The 15,895-nt window shown below is 58.9% G+C and carries 12 protein-coding genes; 7 read left to right on the forward strand and 5 right to left on the reverse strand.

The window, feature by feature from the left end; genetic code table 11:
* Positions 1 to 3: 3 nt before the first annotated feature.
* The 4 genes from bglA to DUT91_RS19910 all read right to left on the reverse strand — a co-directional run bounded on the left by bglA (position 4) and on the right by DUT91_RS19910 (position 5,349).
* Complete coding sequence (gene bglA / locus DUT91_RS19895) at positions 4 to 1,683, reverse strand: beta-galactosidase BglA (RefSeq protein ID WP_245419820.1); 1,680 nt, start codon at positions 1,681 to 1,683, stop codon at positions 4 to 6.
* Between the two features lie 24 nt (positions 1,684 to 1,707).
* Positions 1,708 to 2,859, reverse strand: a complete 1,152-nt coding sequence (locus tag DUT91_RS19900; RefSeq protein WP_114442243.1) for a carbohydrate ABC transporter permease — start codon at positions 2,857 to 2,859, stop codon at positions 1,708 to 1,710.
* Between the two features lies 1 nt (position 2,860).
* Positions 2,861 to 3,871, reverse strand: coding sequence for a carbohydrate ABC transporter permease (locus DUT91_RS19905; protein ID WP_114442244.1), 1,011 nt, complete (start codon positions 3,869 to 3,871; stop codon positions 2,861 to 2,863).
* A 122-nt stretch (positions 3,872 to 3,993) separates the two neighbouring features.
* On the reverse strand, positions 3,994 to 5,349 hold the full coding sequence (locus DUT91_RS19910; protein ID WP_114442281.1) for an ABC transporter substrate-binding protein: 1,356 nt from the start codon (positions 5,347 to 5,349) through the stop codon (positions 3,994 to 3,996).
* A gap of 397 nt (positions 5,350 to 5,746) precedes the next feature.
* Here DUT91_RS19910 and DUT91_RS19915 point away from each other — a divergent pair, with 397 nt between their 5' ends.
* The 7 genes from DUT91_RS19915 (at position 5,747) to DUT91_RS19945 (ending at position 14,666) form a co-directional block, all read left to right on the forward strand.
* Positions 5,747 to 6,988, forward strand: a complete 1,242-nt coding sequence (locus DUT91_RS19915) for an ABC transporter substrate-binding protein (RefSeq protein ID WP_114442245.1) — start codon at positions 5,747 to 5,749, stop codon at positions 6,986 to 6,988.
* A gap of 72 nt (positions 6,989 to 7,060) precedes the next feature.
* Positions 7,061 to 7,951 carry a carbohydrate ABC transporter permease gene (locus DUT91_RS19920; protein ID WP_114442246.1) on the forward strand — a complete coding sequence of 297 codons (891 nt, stop codon included), beginning with the start codon at positions 7,061 to 7,063 and terminating at the stop codon, positions 7,949 to 7,951.
* An 83-nt stretch (positions 7,952 to 8,034) separates the two neighbouring features.
* Positions 8,035 to 8,883: a carbohydrate ABC transporter permease gene (locus DUT91_RS19925; protein ID WP_245419827.1), complete on the forward strand. Its 849-nt coding sequence runs from the start codon at positions 8,035 to 8,037 to the stop codon at positions 8,881 to 8,883.
* Positions 8,883 to 9,989, forward strand: a complete 1,107-nt coding sequence (locus DUT91_RS19930) for an ABC transporter ATP-binding protein (RefSeq protein ID WP_425373820.1) — start codon at positions 8,883 to 8,885, stop codon at positions 9,987 to 9,989. Before DUT91_RS19925 ends, DUT91_RS19930 begins: the two co-directional genes overlap by 1 nt.
* A 194-nt stretch (positions 9,990 to 10,183) precedes the next feature.
* Positions 10,184 to 12,676: a beta-mannosidase gene (locus tag DUT91_RS19935; RefSeq protein ID WP_114442249.1), complete on the forward strand. Its 2,493-nt coding sequence runs from the start codon at positions 10,184 to 10,186 to the stop codon at positions 12,674 to 12,676.
* A 42-nt stretch (positions 12,677 to 12,718) separates the two neighbouring features.
* The gene (locus DUT91_RS19940) at positions 12,719 to 13,465 is read left to right on the forward strand and encodes a sugar phosphate isomerase/epimerase family protein (RefSeq protein WP_114442250.1); all 747 of its coding nucleotides are present in this window, start codon (positions 12,719 to 12,721) and stop codon (positions 13,463 to 13,465) included.
* A 61-nt stretch (positions 13,466 to 13,526) separates the two neighbouring features.
* Positions 13,527 to 14,666, forward strand: a complete 1,140-nt coding sequence (locus DUT91_RS19945; RefSeq protein WP_114442251.1) for a Gfo/Idh/MocA family protein — start codon at positions 13,527 to 13,529, stop codon at positions 14,664 to 14,666.
* A 93-nt stretch (positions 14,667 to 14,759) separates the two neighbouring features.
* Here the strand turns inward: DUT91_RS19945 and DUT91_RS19950 are convergent, their stop codons facing one another.
* Positions 14,760 to 15,740, reverse strand: a complete 981-nt coding sequence (locus DUT91_RS19950) for a LacI family transcriptional regulator (RefSeq protein WP_114442282.1) — start codon at positions 15,738 to 15,740, stop codon at positions 14,760 to 14,762.
* Positions 15,741 to 15,895: the final 155 nt, after the last annotated feature.

The following is a 15,895-nucleotide window of genomic DNA, read 5'->3' on the forward strand; positions in this document are numbered from 1 at the left end:
GCATCAACCAATTCGTGCGAAAAAAGCATCATATGGGGGCAGTTCTATTCGGTCCGGGTGCAGAAGGCCCGAGAAGCCATGATGTTCAAGCGGCTCGACCTGGCCTTTGGGCGGTGCGATGAACTGTTCGGTCTCCGACAGGTTGAAGGCGCAGAAAATCGCTTCGTTGCCGTGACGCCGGACGAACGACAGGACCGGGCCATCCGTCCGCATGAACGCGATATCCCCCCTGACCAACGCCGGGTGGTTGCGGCGGAAAGCAAGCAGGCGGCGATAATGATTGAGCATCGATCCCAGCACGTGCTCCTGCGCATCGACGGCAAGCGGCAGATGCTCGCGCGGCACCGGCAGCCACGGATTGCCCTCTGTAAAACCGGCGGCGCGCCCGTCCTTTTCCCAGACCATCGGTGTGCGGCATCCGTCGCGGCCCTTGAAGTCGGGCCAGAACTGGATGCCGTAGGGATCCTGCAAATCTTCATACGCGATGTCGGCTTCGGTGAGCCCGAGTTCCTCGCCCTGATAGATGCAGACGGAGCCGCGCAGCGACAGGAGCAGTCCCGGCAGAAGCCGCAAATATTTCTCGGGATCGGCGGCCTGCGAGGCCCAGCGCGTCGCGGGACGAACCACATCATGATTGGAGAATGCCCAGCAGGCCCATCCCTCGGGCGCCACCTTTTCGAATTCGCCGAGGATGGAGGCGATGCGCTCGGGCGACAGCATATCCGGCGACAAGAACTCGAACGCATAGCATTTATGCATCTTGTCGCCGCCGGTGGTGTACGCCGCGACCAGTTCAAGCCCGCGCTGGGCTTCTCCCACCTCGCCGACGGCGGCGATGGCCGGATATTCTTCCATCAAGGTGCGCAACCGGCGCAGAAAATCGAGGTTTTCCGGGCGGTTCTTGTCGTAGACGTGATCCTGGTAGTTGTAGGGATTGACCGCGGGCGTAACCTTGGCATTACGCCTTTCCGGCGGGAGCGGCGGATTATCCCGCAATTCCCTGTCATGAAAATAGAAATTGATGGTGTCGAGCCGGAAGCCATCGACGCCGCGCTCCAGCCAGAAGCGCGTCACATCGAGGAGCGCATCCTGCACCTGGCTGTTATGGAAATTCAAATCCGGCTGCGAGGCGAGGAAATTATGCAGATAATATTGCCGCCGGCGCGTATCCCAGGTCCAGGCCGATCCGCCGAAGACCGAAAGCCAGTTGTTTGGCGGCGTGCCGTCCGGCTTCGCCTCGGCCCAGACATACCAGTCTGCTCTGGGATTATCGCGGCTCTTGCGGCTTTCGATGAACCAGGGATGCTGATCGGAGCTGTGCGAGATGACGAGATCGATCATGACGCGGATGCCGAGGCGATGCGCTTCCGTAACGAGATGATCGAAATCCTGCAATGTGCCGAATATCTCGTCGACGCCGTAATAATTCGAGACGTCGTAGCCAAAATCCTTCATCGGTGAGGGGAAGAACGGGGATATCCATATGGCGTCGACGTCCAGTGAGGCGATATAGGGCAGCTTCTCGGTGATGCCGCGGAGATCGCCGACGCCATCGCCGCTCGTGTCGCGGTAGGAGCGGGGATAGACCTGGTAGATGACCGCGCCGCGCCACCAGTCCCGATCGGGTTGCTGTCCAATCGGAGCACGATGAGGCATGTTGTCGGTGCGAAGTGTCGTCGTCATGAAGAAAGACCTGTTTCCATGCGTTCAGCCGCCTTTGACCGATCCGGCCAAAAGGCCGCGGACCAGGAAGCGCTGGAGACTGAAGAAGACGATCAGCGGAACGATGATCGTGATGAAGGCCGAGGCGGTCAGGATTTCCCAATTGCCGCCGCGTGAGCCCAGGAGATTGACGAGACGGCCGGTCAGCACCAGCTGATCGTCGCGCGAGCCGAGGAATACAAGGGCGACAAGCAGGTCGTTCCAGGTCCACAGAAACTGGAAGATTGCGAAGGAGGCCAGCGCCGGGAAGGACAGCGGCAGCACGATCTTGACGAAGATATCGAAATCGCTGGCGCCATCGACCCGGGCCGATTCGATGATTTCCTTGGGCAAGCCGGCAATGTAGTTGCGGAGCAGGTAGATGGCGAGCGGCAGACCGAAGCCGGTATGGGCAAGCCAGATACCGACATAGCCTTTCGGAGTGACCCCGAATTGCGCACCGATGTCATTATAGAGCCTGAGAAGCGGAATGAGCGACATCTGCAGCGGCACGACGAGAAGGCCAACCACGAGAGCGATGAGTATCGCGCGCCCGGGAAATTTCATCCATGCCAGCGCATAAGCCGCGAATGCCGCGATCAGGATCGGGATGACCGTGGAGGGTATCGCCACGGTCAGTGAATTGATGAAGGACCGGCCGAGGCCCTGAGCGCTCAGCACTTCGCGATAATTGTCGAGCGTGAACTGTGGCGGGACGGAAGAGGTGTAGAAGATGCGCTCGCCGCGCCGCCCCTTCATCGGCTCAGTGGAGGAAATGGTGAAATCGCCATTCTCCGCCACGGTCATGGCAACCCCGTTGGACAATGTTGCAGTCTCTCCGGCCTTGAATTCGTCTGGGGTCTGCACCGAAGGACCAAAGGCCGACACGGTGCCGTTGCCGCCATCGAAGACATTGCCGCGGATGACATGGCGGCCGTTTTCCTCGACCTGGGCATCAGGCGGCGGCGCACGATAGACTGCGTTCTGATGCGATGGCGCAAGCGCCGTCCACCATCCTGAAACCGCTATCTGGTCCTTGTCGCGGAGCGACGAGATCAGCAGGCCCGCCGTCGGCAGGGTCCACAGGACGACGAGGAGCAGAACCGAGAGATGAACGACGAAGGTGAGGGGTGTGCGGCGTGCGGAGGACCCGATCATGTCAGCGTCCCTCCATTTCTTTGGCGGCGTTGCGGATATTCCAGATCATGATGGGGATGACGAGCATCATGATGATCATGGCGATGGTCGCGCCGCGGCCGAAATCGCCCCCGCCGCGGAACATCCAGTTGAACATCAAATTGGCGAGCACCTGCGTGTTCCACTGGCCGTTGGTCATCGCCAGCACGATGTCGAATACCTTGAGGACGAGAATGGTGATCGTGGTCCAGACAACGGCGATGGTGCCCCAGATCTGCGGTATCATGATCTTGAAGAAGATCTGCAATCCACTGGCGCCGTCGATGACGGCGGCCTCGATGGTCTCCTCGGGAATGCCGCGCAGCGCCGCTGAGAGGATCACCATGGCAAAGCCCGTCTGGATCCAGATCAGGATGACCATGAGGAAGATGTTATTCCAGAAGGGCAGGGTGATCCAGGCTTCCGGTGCGCCGCCGAACCAGGTGACGATGGCGTTGAGAATGCCGATCTGCTCTGTCCCTTCCGCACGGTAGTCGTAAACGAATTTCCAGATCACCGATGCGCCGACGAAGGAGATCGCCATCGGCATGAAGATCAGCGATTTGGCGATGTTGCCCCACCAGATCCGATCAGTCAGCGCGGCGACGATCAGGCCGAAGAAGGTAGCGGCGGCGGGAACGATGAGCAGCCAGAGGAAATTGTTCAGGATCGACTGTCGGAATTCGCCGTCATTGATCATCCAGCGGTAATTTCCGAGGCCGACGAATTGCCGGCCGTCCTTGCCGTGAAAGCTGAGCCATGCGGATTCGATGACCGGATAGAGGAGGTAGACGGTAAGAGCAAGCAGCGCCGGCGCAAGGAACAGCCAGGGCCTGATCATATTGGTTATGCGCAGATTGCGGGAAGCGACGGCACCGCTCCGGCTCTTGGATGGGAATATCCGGTCCAAAATCCAGTTGCTCACGATGAAATAGGCCGCGCAGGCGGCCACTCCCACGATCATGGTGAACAGGGCAAAAAGAAGCTGCTGCATTCGAGTTCCTCCCTCGGATTGCCTGTGCGCTCGGACTGGCCGACCGATCCCCTGCTCAAGTGGCGCCCCGGCGGGGCGACCACTTTCATTCTTGTTTTACATGATGCCTGAGCTCTTGAAGGCTACTTGATGGCATCCCAGGAGGACTGCACTTCCTTGGCGGCATCTTCTGCGGATTTGCCGCCGACGAAATCGACCATGGCCGTCCAGAACGCACCCGCGCCGATCTTGCCCGGCATCAGATCCGAACCGTCGAAGCGGAAGGTGGTGGCTTCCAGCAGGATTTTACCCTGTTTCTTCAGCGTGTCATTGGCATAGGCGTCCGGGTTGGCGGCCTTGTACGGCGTGAGGAAGCCCGATTGCGCCATCCACAGCTCATGTGCGATCGGCGTCTTCAGGAAATCGATAAAGGCCTTCGCGGCGGGGCTGTCCTTGGTGATCATCGCAAGCGTGCCGGCGCCGAGAACCGGCTTGCCGAGATCCTTGCCGGCATAGGGCGGGAAATAGAAGAAGTCCGCATCCACGCCAAGTTCGGTTCCCTTCGGGAAGAACGAGGAGATGAACTGCGCCTGATGATGCATGTAGCATTTCGGCGGCAGCGAGAAGAGACCATCCGGGCTTTCCCGGAAATCCGTCGTAACGACCGCGGCGGTGCCGCCGGCGACGAATTTCGGGTTCTTGGCGAACCAGCCGAATTCGTCGATGGCATTGACCACGGCGGGGTCATTGAACGGAATCTCGTCGGTGACCCATTTGTCGTAGGTTTCCGGCGGCGCGGTGCGCAGCATCAGATCCTCCACCCAGTCGGAGGCGGGCCAGCCGGTAGCGCCGCCGGAGCCGAGCCCGATGCACCAGGGCGTCCCGCCATCGGCGACGATCTTCTCGGTGAGAGCCTTCAATTCCTCCATGGTCTGCGGGATTTCATAGCCCGCATCCTCGAAATTTTCCGGCGAGTACCAGACGAGCGACTTCACGTCGGCCTTGTAGGGAAAGGCAAAGAATTGCTCTTGGCCATCCTTGCCCTTGTACTCACCGAGTTGCACCCAGGAATCCCCCGCCGCATAGTTATCCTGGACGAACTTCTTCGTCTCGTCGCCGAGCGGCGTCAGCAGTCCCTTAGAGGCCAGGTCTGCAATGAGGCCCGGCTGCGGCAGGATAGCGATATTGGGCGGGCTTCCGGCCTGCGTGTCGATGACGATCTGCTGTTCGTAATTTTCCGACGACGAATATTCCAGCTTGGCGCCGGTCGCATCCTCGAAATAGGCGGCGATGGACTGGAACAGTGTTTCGTCCTCTCCGCGCCAGGGGCCGAACACCGTAAGCGTCTGGCCCTTCAGATCGTGGCCGGCCTTGAAGTCCTCATAGCTCTTCCAGTTGAAACGTTGTTCCTCCCCCGGTTTGAACTTCAGGTCTGCGGCATGGGTAGAAACGGTGCACAGCAAAGCCGCGGCAACACCGAAAAGAAATGTCTTTCGCATGTGAATATCCTCCCTGCTTCGATCGACCATGTTCAGCATTATTGGTGCGTTTTTCAAGTTGTCTCGACGAAGTCGTCCCATTGCTCAATGCGCTCTGGCCATCTTGAAGACATATTGCCCGGGACCGAGAGTCAAGGCCAAACTGACACGCTCAGGCTGCCGAGCAGAAGTTCTGGAAACCGGCAGGTTGTACATATTGCGATGCACAATCTGTAACGTTACAGATAAGGATAGAGCCTGAATCGCGCTATGGCGCTGCTCTATAAAATTAGCAATATTTTCAATGTGAAGAGCTGAAATACCCTGCGATTGTTGCCCTCCCATAGATTAGGGACTTGCATATGTAATCGTTTTCAATACGATGATCTGTAACGTTTCAGATTTGGGAGGAGATGATATGCGTTACGCTTTGACTGCAGTTCTTTCAGCATCGGTTGCCTTTACCGGCGCGTCGTTCGCGCAAGCCGCGGATCTTGAAGTCACCCATTGGTGGACATCGGGTGGTGAAGCCGCCGCGGTGAAGATCCTCGCTGAGCAATTCGACAAGCTGGGCGGAGACAAATGGGTGGATGGAGCCATCGGCGGCAGCGGCAGCGCGGCGCGCCCAATCATCGTCAGCCGTATCCTCGGCGGCAATCCGATGGGCGCCACCCAGCTCAATCATGGACGCCAGGCGGAAGAGCTGGTCCAGGCTGGATTGATGACCGACCTGACCGAGCTGGCGCAAAAGGAAGGCTGGGCGGACTTCATCCGCCCGAAGAGCCTGCTCGATTCATGCACCTTCGAGGGCAAGATTTATTGCGTGCCGGTCAATATCCACTCTTGGGAATGGATGTGGACCAATCCCAACGTCTACAAGGAAGCGGGCCTGGAGCCGCCGACGAACTGGAACGAGTTCGTTGCCGTGGCGCCCAAGCTAAAGGAAAAGGGCATCACCCCGCTGGCGACCGGTGACGGCTTCCAGGTGAACGGAATCTTTACCGTCCTCACCGCGGCGATCGGCGGCAAGGAGCTCTATCTCAAGGTCAACAAGGACAAGGATGCCGAAGCCGCGCGCGGGCCGGAGATGAAAAAGGTGTTGCAGGCCTTCGCCGATGCGCGTTCGCTCGCCGATCCCGGATATGTCGGCCGTTCCTGGAACGAGGCGACCAATATGGTGATGACCGGCAAGGCCGGCGGCCAGATCATGGGCGACTGGGCGCAGGGCGAATTCAGCACGGCCGGAAAGGTCGCGGGCAAGGATTATGACTGCCTGCCCGGGCTTGGCGACCACGCTTTGCTCGATACCGGCGGTGACGCGTTCTATTTCCCCAAGAACAGCAATGCGGACGTCACCAAGGCGCAGATGAAGCTCGCCAGCATGATGGTCTCGAAGCAGACGCAGGTTGCCTTCAATCTGGCAAAGGGATCGCTGCCGGTTCGCGGCGACATTGACATGGCGACCGCCAACGAGTGCATGAAAAAGGGTATCGAGATTCTCAAGAACCCGGACAATATCATTCCGTCCACCGACCAGCTGCGTGCGCCCGATACCCAAGGGCAGGTCGAAGCGCTGGCGGCTGAATTCTTCTCCAACCCCGATATGAGCGTCGAGGATATGCAGGAGCGCTACGCCGAGATCGTTGAAACGGCGCAATAATAAGCCCCCCCAAGGCTATGGCACGGCCGGTGTTTCGACCGGTCGTGCCACCGACTTTCGAGGAGACCGTCGATGGCGGGCAATAAAAGACCTCCGGCACTTTTCCGTAATCTGAACGCCAAGATCGCCGCGATGCCGATGATCGCGACCGTGCTCGTCGTCTTTATCGGCTGCACGGTGTGGACCGTGGTTTATTCCTTCACGTCGTCGCGTTCGCTGCCAATGCTGAATTTCGTCGGCTTCGACCAGTATACCCGGCTGTTCAACGCATCGCGCTGGAACGTTTCGGTCAAGAACATTGCGATCTATGGCTGCCTGTCGCTGGTCTTTTCCATTGTCGTCGGTTTCATTCTCGCCGTGCTCATGGATCAAAAGATTCGTTTCGAGAACACGTTTCGCACCATCTTCCTTTATCCTTTTGCGCTCTCCTTCATCGTCACGGGCCTCGTCTGGCAGTGGATTCTCAATCCGCTGGGTATCGAGAAGGTGGTGCGTGACATGGGCTTCGAGAGCTTCAACATGTCGCTGCTGACAGATCGCAGCCTCGTTATCTACGCAATCGTCATTGCCGGGCTGTGGCAGGGGACCGGCCTCGTGATGGCGCTGATGCTGGCGGGCCTGCGCAATATTGATGAGGAGATATGGAAGGCGGCCCGGGTCGATGGCATTCCCACCTGGAAAACCTATGTCTTCGTCATCATCCCGATGATGCGGCCGGTCTTCGTGACGACGCTCGTGCTGATCGCGACAGGTATCGTCAAGCTTTATGACCTTGTCGTCGCCATGACCAATGGCGGGCCGGGCATCTCGTCCGACGTGCCGGCGAAATATGTCTACGACTTCATGTTCGCCTGGGCCAATCTCGGCCAGGGTCTCGCCGCCTCGACCGTCATGCTCACCACCGTTCTCATCATCCTCATTCCCTGGGCGATGTTCGAGTTCGGCGGCCGGAAAGCAAAGTGAAGGGGAATAAAATGGCGGAAGCAACAGCAATTCAAGACCGATCCCTGACCCATGCCGAGCCTTGGGGGGCGAAGCCCAAACGCATGTTCGCGCCGGCTACCGTCATGGTTTATTCCATCCTGATCGTGGCGGCGCTCTATTACCTGCTGCCGCTCTACGTGATGGTCATGACCTCGTTGAAAGGCATGCCGGAGATTCGTCTTGGCAACATCTTTGCGCCACCGGTCGAAGTCACTTTCGAGCCATGGGTGAAAGCATGGAGCCAGGCCTGCACGGGCCTCTACTGCGAAGGTATCAGGACCGGCTTCTGGAACTCGGTCAAAATCACCATTCCGAGCGTCATCGCCTCGATCATCATTGCCTCCGTGAATGGCTATGCGCTTTCCAATTGGAGATTTAGGGGATCGGAAGTCTTCTTCATGATCCTGCTCTTCGGCGCGTTCATTCCTTATCAGGTGATGCTCTATCCGCTCGTCATCATCACCCGCGAACTCGGCATATTCGGCACGCTGACCGGCATCGTCGTCATCCACACCATTTTCGGCATGCCGATTCTCACATTGCTCTTCCGCAATTATTTCGCCTCTCTGCCGCCCGAGCTCTTCAAGGCGGCGCGTGTCGACGGGGCCGGGTTCTGGCGGATTTTCCTGCAGATCATGCTGCCGATGTCACTTCCGATCTTCGTCGTTGCCGTCATCCTCCAGGTGACCGGTATCTGGAATGACTTCCTGTTCGGGGTGATCTTCGCCGGAACGCCGAATTTCCCGATGACCGTCCAGCTCAACAACGTCGTGAACTCGGTCCAGGGTGTCAAGGAATACAATGTCAACATGGCCGCGACGATCCTCACGGGCGCGGTACCGCTCCTCATCTATTTCTTCTCGGGCCGCTATTTCGTCCGGGGCATCGCCGCCGGAGCGGTGAAGGGATAATGCTTATGAAGACAAACACACATGGCGGTACAAGCGTCTCGATCAAGGACCTGTCGCTGAGCTTCGGTACGGTCAATGTCCTGCGCAAGCTCGATCTCGATATCAGCGATGGCGAGTTCCTCGTGCTTCTCGGGCCGTCGGGCTGCGGCAAGTCCACGCTTTTGAACTGCATTGCCGGCCTCCTCGACGTTTCCGAGGGGCAGATCATCATCAAGGGCAAAAACGTCACCTGGGAGGAGCCGAAGGATCGCGGCATCGGCATGGTGTTCCAGTCCTATGCGCTTTATCCGCAGATGACGGTGGAAAAGAACCTTTCCTTCGGCCTGCGGGTCGCCGGCCTGCCGAAGGCGGAGATCGCAAAGCGCATCGCGCGCGCCGCCGAAATCCTGCAGATCGAGCCGCTCCTGCAGCGCAAGCCGTCGGCTCTTTCCGGCGGCCAACGGCAGCGCGTGGCGATCGGCCGGGCGCTGGTGCGCGATGTCGATGTCTTTCTCTTCGACGAACCGCTTTCCAACCTCGACGCCAAGCTGCGCTCCGAGCTGCGCGTCGAGATCAAGCGGCTGCATCACAAGCTCGGCAACACCATGATCTATGTCACGCATGACCAGATCGAGGCGCTGACGCTTGCCGACCGCATCGCCGTGATGAAGGGCGGCGTGGTGCAGCAGCTGGATGATCCCCTGACCATCTACAACAAGCCGCGCAATCGCTTCGTCGCCGGTTTTATCGGTTCACCCTCGATGAATTTCATTTCCGGCCAGCTTGCCGAGAAGGCGGGAAAGCAGGTCTTCCGCACAGGCGATCTCGATATTTCACTGGAAGGCTACGAGGCCGAGGAAGCACTGGCATCGGGACGTGAGGTCGTGCTGGGCGTGAGGCCGGAGCATATCCGCATCGACTCGGACCAGCATGTCGCCCATGACGCCATCGTCGATCTCGACGAACCGATGGGCGCCGACAGTCTCGTCTGGCTGAAGGTGGCGGGAAACCCACTTTCGGTTCGTGTCGAATCCGGCAAGCGATATCGTCCGGGCGAAAGGGTGAAGGTAAGTTTCAATGCCGCCATGGCCTCGCTTTTCGATGCGAAGACCGAGGAGCGGGTCTAGCGCCTTCTGGATGAAATGATGCGTCGCGTTTCGCCCCCTCTCCGGTCTGCCGTCCATCTCCCCCTCAATGGGAGAGGTTGGCTGACGCTACGCTCCACACGCGTTCTCCGTCCTCTGCAATTGCTGCCGATCCTTCATGAAGGTGCAATCTTCCCCCTTGAGAGAGAGCCCGGCAGGACGAAGGGCGGTAGAACATGAACGCCACCTCCCAGCCTGCTACCAAGGATAGGATCGATCTTGCCGGCGAATGGCACCTCCGCGATGCGGGTGATCGTCATGGAGTGTCGATGGCTATTCCCGGTGATGCCATTTCCGCCCTTTATGCCGCCGGCGCAATCCCCGATCCCTACCACGGCCGCAACGAATATGATCTGCGCTGGATTGCGGAGGAGGATTGGCTGGCGAGCCGGATTTTCATGCTGCCGGCGAATGCTGCTTCTGACGGCTGGCATCTCGATATCGACTATCTTGATACGGTGGCCGAGATCAGGATTAATGGTGAAGTCGTTCTTGAGGCTGCCAACAGTTTCCGCCGGTTCCGCGTCGACGTCTCCCATGCGCTGAAAGCAGGCGAAAACCGCATCGAGATTCTTTTCCGGTCGAATGTCAGGGCGGGCGAGGCCCTGCAGGAGGCGCAGCCTTTCTACGTGCCTTATCACACGGGCAATTCACCGATCGCCAATGGCAATATGCTGCGCAAGTCGCAATGCCATTTCGGCTGGGACTGGAACATCGCCATTGCGCCGTTCGGCCTTTATGGGCGTATCGTGCTGGAGCGTGTTGATAACATCCATATTGCGCAAATGGTGGTGCACCAGCACCATGAAGACAGCGCCGTCAGGCTGACGGTCGAGATCGAAGTGGATGCCGGGCGCGACGCTATATTGCCTTACCTGATCACATTCGACGGACAGGTGATTACCGGACATTTGGAGGTCTCCGTCGGTACGAACTGGCTGGTGGAAAGTTTCGAGATCGGCAATCCGAAGCTCTGGTGGCCCGCAGGCAGCGGCGAGCAGCATCTCTATGGACTCGATATCCAGCTCGGCGCTCTCAACGAAACGCGGCAGATCGGCCTTCGCAGAATCGAGTTGGTGACGGAGCCGGATGCTGCCGGCAACCGCTTCCTTTTCCGTGTGAACGGGCGGGAAATCTTCTGCCGCGGTGCGAACTGGATTCCGCAGGATGCGTTGCCATCGCGGATCAACCCGCAAGCGACGGAGGGCCTGCTGCAATCCGCCGTCGATGCCAATATGAACATGATCCGCGTCTGGGGTGGTGGTTTCTACGAGCCAAACTGGTTCTACGATCTCTGCGACCGGCTGGGGCTGATGGTCTGGCAGGATTTCATGTTCGCCTGCAATCTCTATCCCTCAACACCGGAATTCCTGGCAGAGGTGGATGAAGAGGTGCGCTATCAATCAGCACGTCTTTCGCACCATGCCTCGATCGCGCTTTGGTGCGGCGACAATGAGTTGATCGGCGCTCTCACCTGGTTCGAGGAATCTCGCCAGAACCGGGACCGTTATCTGGTCAGCTACGACCGGCTTAACCGCACCATTGAAACCGCGCTTCGCGAGACCGTTCCCGACGCCAATTGGTGGCCGTCCAGCCCGTCGCCGGGGCCAATGAATTTTGGCGATGCCTGGCATGATGATTCCTCCGGCGACATGCACTTTTGGAGCGTCTGGCACGAGGGAAAATCGTTCCACGAGTATCGCAACGTCAATCCGCGTTTCTGCTCGGAATTCGGCTTCCAGTCCTTCCCTTCGATGCCCGTCATCCGGACATTTGCCGATATGGAGGATATGAACATCGCTTCGCCCGTCATGGAGGCGCACCAGAAGAATTCCGGCGGCAATGCGCGCATAGCCGAGACGATGTTCCGCTATTTCCGCTTTCCTGAGGCTTTCGAAAATTTTGTTTATCTCAGCCAGATCCAGCAGGGGCTGGCGATCCGTACTGCGGTCGAATACTGGCGCTCGCTGAAGCCCCATTGCATGGGGGCGCTCTACTGGCAGCTCAATGATACCTGGCCGGTGGCCTCGTGGTCGAGCCTCGATTATGGCGGCGGCTGGAAGGCGCTGCATTACATGGCAAGGCGCTTCTTCGCGCCGGTCTACGTCAGTGCCATTCCTGACAAGGACGGGCTGGACGTCACCTTCCATGCCGTCAACGACACGATGCAGCCGGTTGATATCGATCTGGAGATCGTCGCGATCGACATGTCGGGTGAAACGGTGAGGCTGAAGGAAGTCAGCCAAACGATAGCGACCGATCGTGCGGTGCCGGTGGCCAGCCTTGCGATCGATGAAATTCCTGAGGGCTCGATCCTGTTCTACCGCTGGTCCGCTGCAGACGGCAGCAAGGGCTGCGATCAATATTCGCCGATCCCCTTTAAGGCGCTGGCCCTGATGGATGCCGGCATCAGGGCAGTCGTGACCACATCAGGAGAAGGGCTTTGGATCACGCTTGAGGCGACTACGCTGGCACTTTTCGTAACGCTGGAATGCGATGCCGAAGGACGGTTCTCTGACAATGTCCTGACGCTTTATCCCGGCGAAAGCGCCACCGTCACCTTTACCGCCGCTGCCGTTGACGAAGCGGCAAAGGCCGCCGCGACGTTGATTGTACGCGACCTTTATTCGAGCTCACGTCCGCAATCGCAATTGGCTTCCAGACATTGAGGAACAGTCCGGCTTTCCGCCGGCGACAAAAAGGAACGAGGAATGACCGAACTGTCCTACCAGCTTTACAGCTCACGCAATTTCCCGCCGCTCTCCGATACCCTGGCCATGCTCAAGCGAGCCGGCTACAGGAATGTCGAGGGATATGGCGGTGTCTATGGCGATCTGGCGGGGCTCAAGCAGAGCCTCGACGACAATGGCCTTGCCATGCCGACCGGCCATTTCGGCCTCGATATGCTGGAGAACGAGCGGGACCGCGTATTGGAGCTCGCCGGCACGCTCGGCATGAAGGCGATCTACTGCCCCTATCTCCAGGCAGAACTTCGCCCGAGCGATGCCGCCGGCTGGCGGGCCTTTGGCGAGCGCCTTCAAAAAGCGGGAGAACCCTACCGCAAGGCTGGCTATATCTTCGGCTGGCACAATCATGATTTCGAGTTCGTGCCGCTGGCGGATGGCTCCGTCCCGCAGGAACTGATTTTCGATGCCGCTCCCGAACTTTCTTGGGAAGCCGATATTGCCTGGGTGATACGCGGCGGCGCAGATCCGATCGACTGGATCAACCGCTACGGCGACAGGATCACCGCCGTTCACGTCAAGGATATCGCGCCCGCAGGCGAGAATGCCGATGAGGACGGCTGGGCCGATGTCGGTCACGGCACCGTCGACTGGGCCGCGCTCATCAAGGCATTGCGCAGCACGCCGGTGAAATATCTGGTCATGGAGCATGACAATCCTGGCGATGCCGAACGCTTCGCCAGGCGTTCGATCGAGACGGTGCAGCGTTTCTAACAATGTCGGAGCGGTTGACTGAACGCGAACCGCTCCATGAATTTACAATCCGGAGATGAACATGGGAAAGACCCTCGGTGTCGGCATTATCGGCTGCGGTAATATCTCGACCACCTATCTGAAACTCGCACCGCTCTTCAAACGTATAGAGATGCGTGCCTGCGCCGACGCCAATCCTGCGGCGGCCAAGCTGCGTGCCGAGGAATACGGCATCACCGCGCAGAGCGTCGACGAGCTTCTGGCGAATGACAACATCGACATCGTGGTCAATCTCACGATCCCCGACGCGCATTTCGCCATCACGAAACGTATCCTTTCCGCCGGCAAGCACGCTTATTCGGAAAAGCCGCTTGTGCTTTCGCTGGAAGAAGGGCTTGAACTGAAGAAACTCGCCGACGAAAAGGGGCTGAAAGTCGGCTGCGCGCCCGACACATTCCTCGGCGGCGCGCATCAGCTTGCCCGCAGGGAAATCGACAATGGAACGGTTGGCAAGATAACGTCGGGCACCTGTCATGTCATGAGCCATGGCATGGAGCACTGGCATCCCAATCCCGACTTCTTCTTCAAGCCGGGCGGCGGTCCGATCCTCGACCTCGGCCCTTATTACATCGCCAATCTGATCAATTTGATCGGTCCGGTGAAGCGTGTCGGCGCGCTCACCTCGATGGCGACGCCGACCCGTACCATCAGCTCGGAACTGCGCAAGGGCGAGGTGATCCCGGTGGAAACGCCGACCACCATCCACGCCCTTTTGGAATTTGCGGAGGGCGCGACGATCACGCTTTCGGCCAGTTGGGACGTCTGGGCGCATCGCCATAACAATATGGAGCTCTATGGCACGGACGGTTCGATATTCCTTCCCGATCCTAACTTCTTCGGCGGCGATGTGCTGTTCGGCGGCCCAACTAAGAAAAAGATCAAGCCGCTGAAAGCCTGGAAACATCCCTTCGGCATCGCCAACCAGAAACACCCACAGGGGGCAATGGCCAATTATCGCACCGCCGGTCTGGCCGATATGGCAGCCGCCATCGTAGAAAAGCGTGACATACGCTGCTCTCTCGAACGCGCTTTGCACGGCGTGGACGTGATGGTGTCGATCCTGCGTTCGGGTGAGGAAAAACGCTTCGTCGAACTTGAAACGAGTTGCACGCGTCCGCAGGCGCTGGGCATCGCAGAGGCGAAGGCGCTGCTGCGCCAGTAGACGGTAAGACGAGGGCGCATTGCGTGATACCGGCGCGCCCTCGATCAAGCTTCGCTATCTTCGCGGCTTGCCATAGATAGCGGCTATGGCTGATCAGCCGATGCTTTGCAGCGTGCCGGGGTCAGCGCCTGCGATACGGGCGAGGACCGCCTGCGCAAGTTTGCGACCCGCCAATTGAAAGCGTTCTTCGACGACGATGAGTTCGGGCCGGAACCACGGCAGAATGTCGGTGGATTGTTTCGATGCGACATCGACATCGGTGCCAAGCCGCAAGCCTGCCGCCTCGATGCCTGCAACCGTTGCGATCGTCGATGCGCTGGAGCCGCAGACGATCCCGTCCGGGCGGTCGCTTCGGCGCATGATGGCCTCGACGCGAAGACGTAATGTCTCGAGCGGTGTATCGATATCGATCCCGGGCAATATGGTTCCGGTGCTGCCGCTTGTCCGCACGCCATCGAAAAATCCGTTCACCATATGGCCGTAATAGGCCAGATGCGCCGGCGGAGTCAGGATTGCCAGTCTTTGGCGCTTCCGTTCCACAAGCCTCGCGACCATGTGGCGCGCGAAGCTATAATTGTCAAAATCGTGAAATGGGTGCGTGATGCCCATGTCGGTACGGCCATGCGTGGCGAACGGCACATGGTGCTCGGTCAGATAGCGCACGCGCGCGTCGTCCGGTTCTGTCCGCGAAAAGATGATGCCGTCGGCCGAACTCGTCTCGACGATATAGCGTACCGGGTCCAGCGGATCTTTCGAATGCGAATAGGGCGTGACGATCAGGTGATATTGTGTATTCGCCAGGGCCTCGGAAACGCCGTGAATGACATGGGAGGTAAAGCCCATGATCTCGTCCTGCGTATTGAGAACGAGTGCGATGACATTGGTCTTACCGGTGCGCAGCCGCACGCCAGCCCGATTGGGCCGATAGCCGACCTGTCTGGCGATCAACTGGACCCGCTTCCTGGTCTCGATGCCGATTTCCGGCGCATCTTTCAGCGCGCGCGAAACCGTGGTGACGCCCAGACCGGCCATGAAGGCGATGGTCTTGAGTGTCGGCCGATCATTTTCCTGCATTATGCGGCCTTCCGGCCCTATTGGTCCGATCGGCTTGCCGCTGTTTGCTTCACTGTCCATTCACAAATGGCCTATCCGTCGCCCCGAACGCTGTCCCCTTCGCTTATACGACCGGGCGTGGAAAACGGAAAGGCTTCAAGCCGTTAAATGCAATC

This window comes from Paramesorhizobium salinisoli (genome assembly GCF_003335045.1).
In the GTDB taxonomy this organism is placed as follows: Bacteria; Pseudomonadota; Alphaproteobacteria; order Rhizobiales; family Rhizobiaceae; genus Paramesorhizobium; species Paramesorhizobium salinisoli.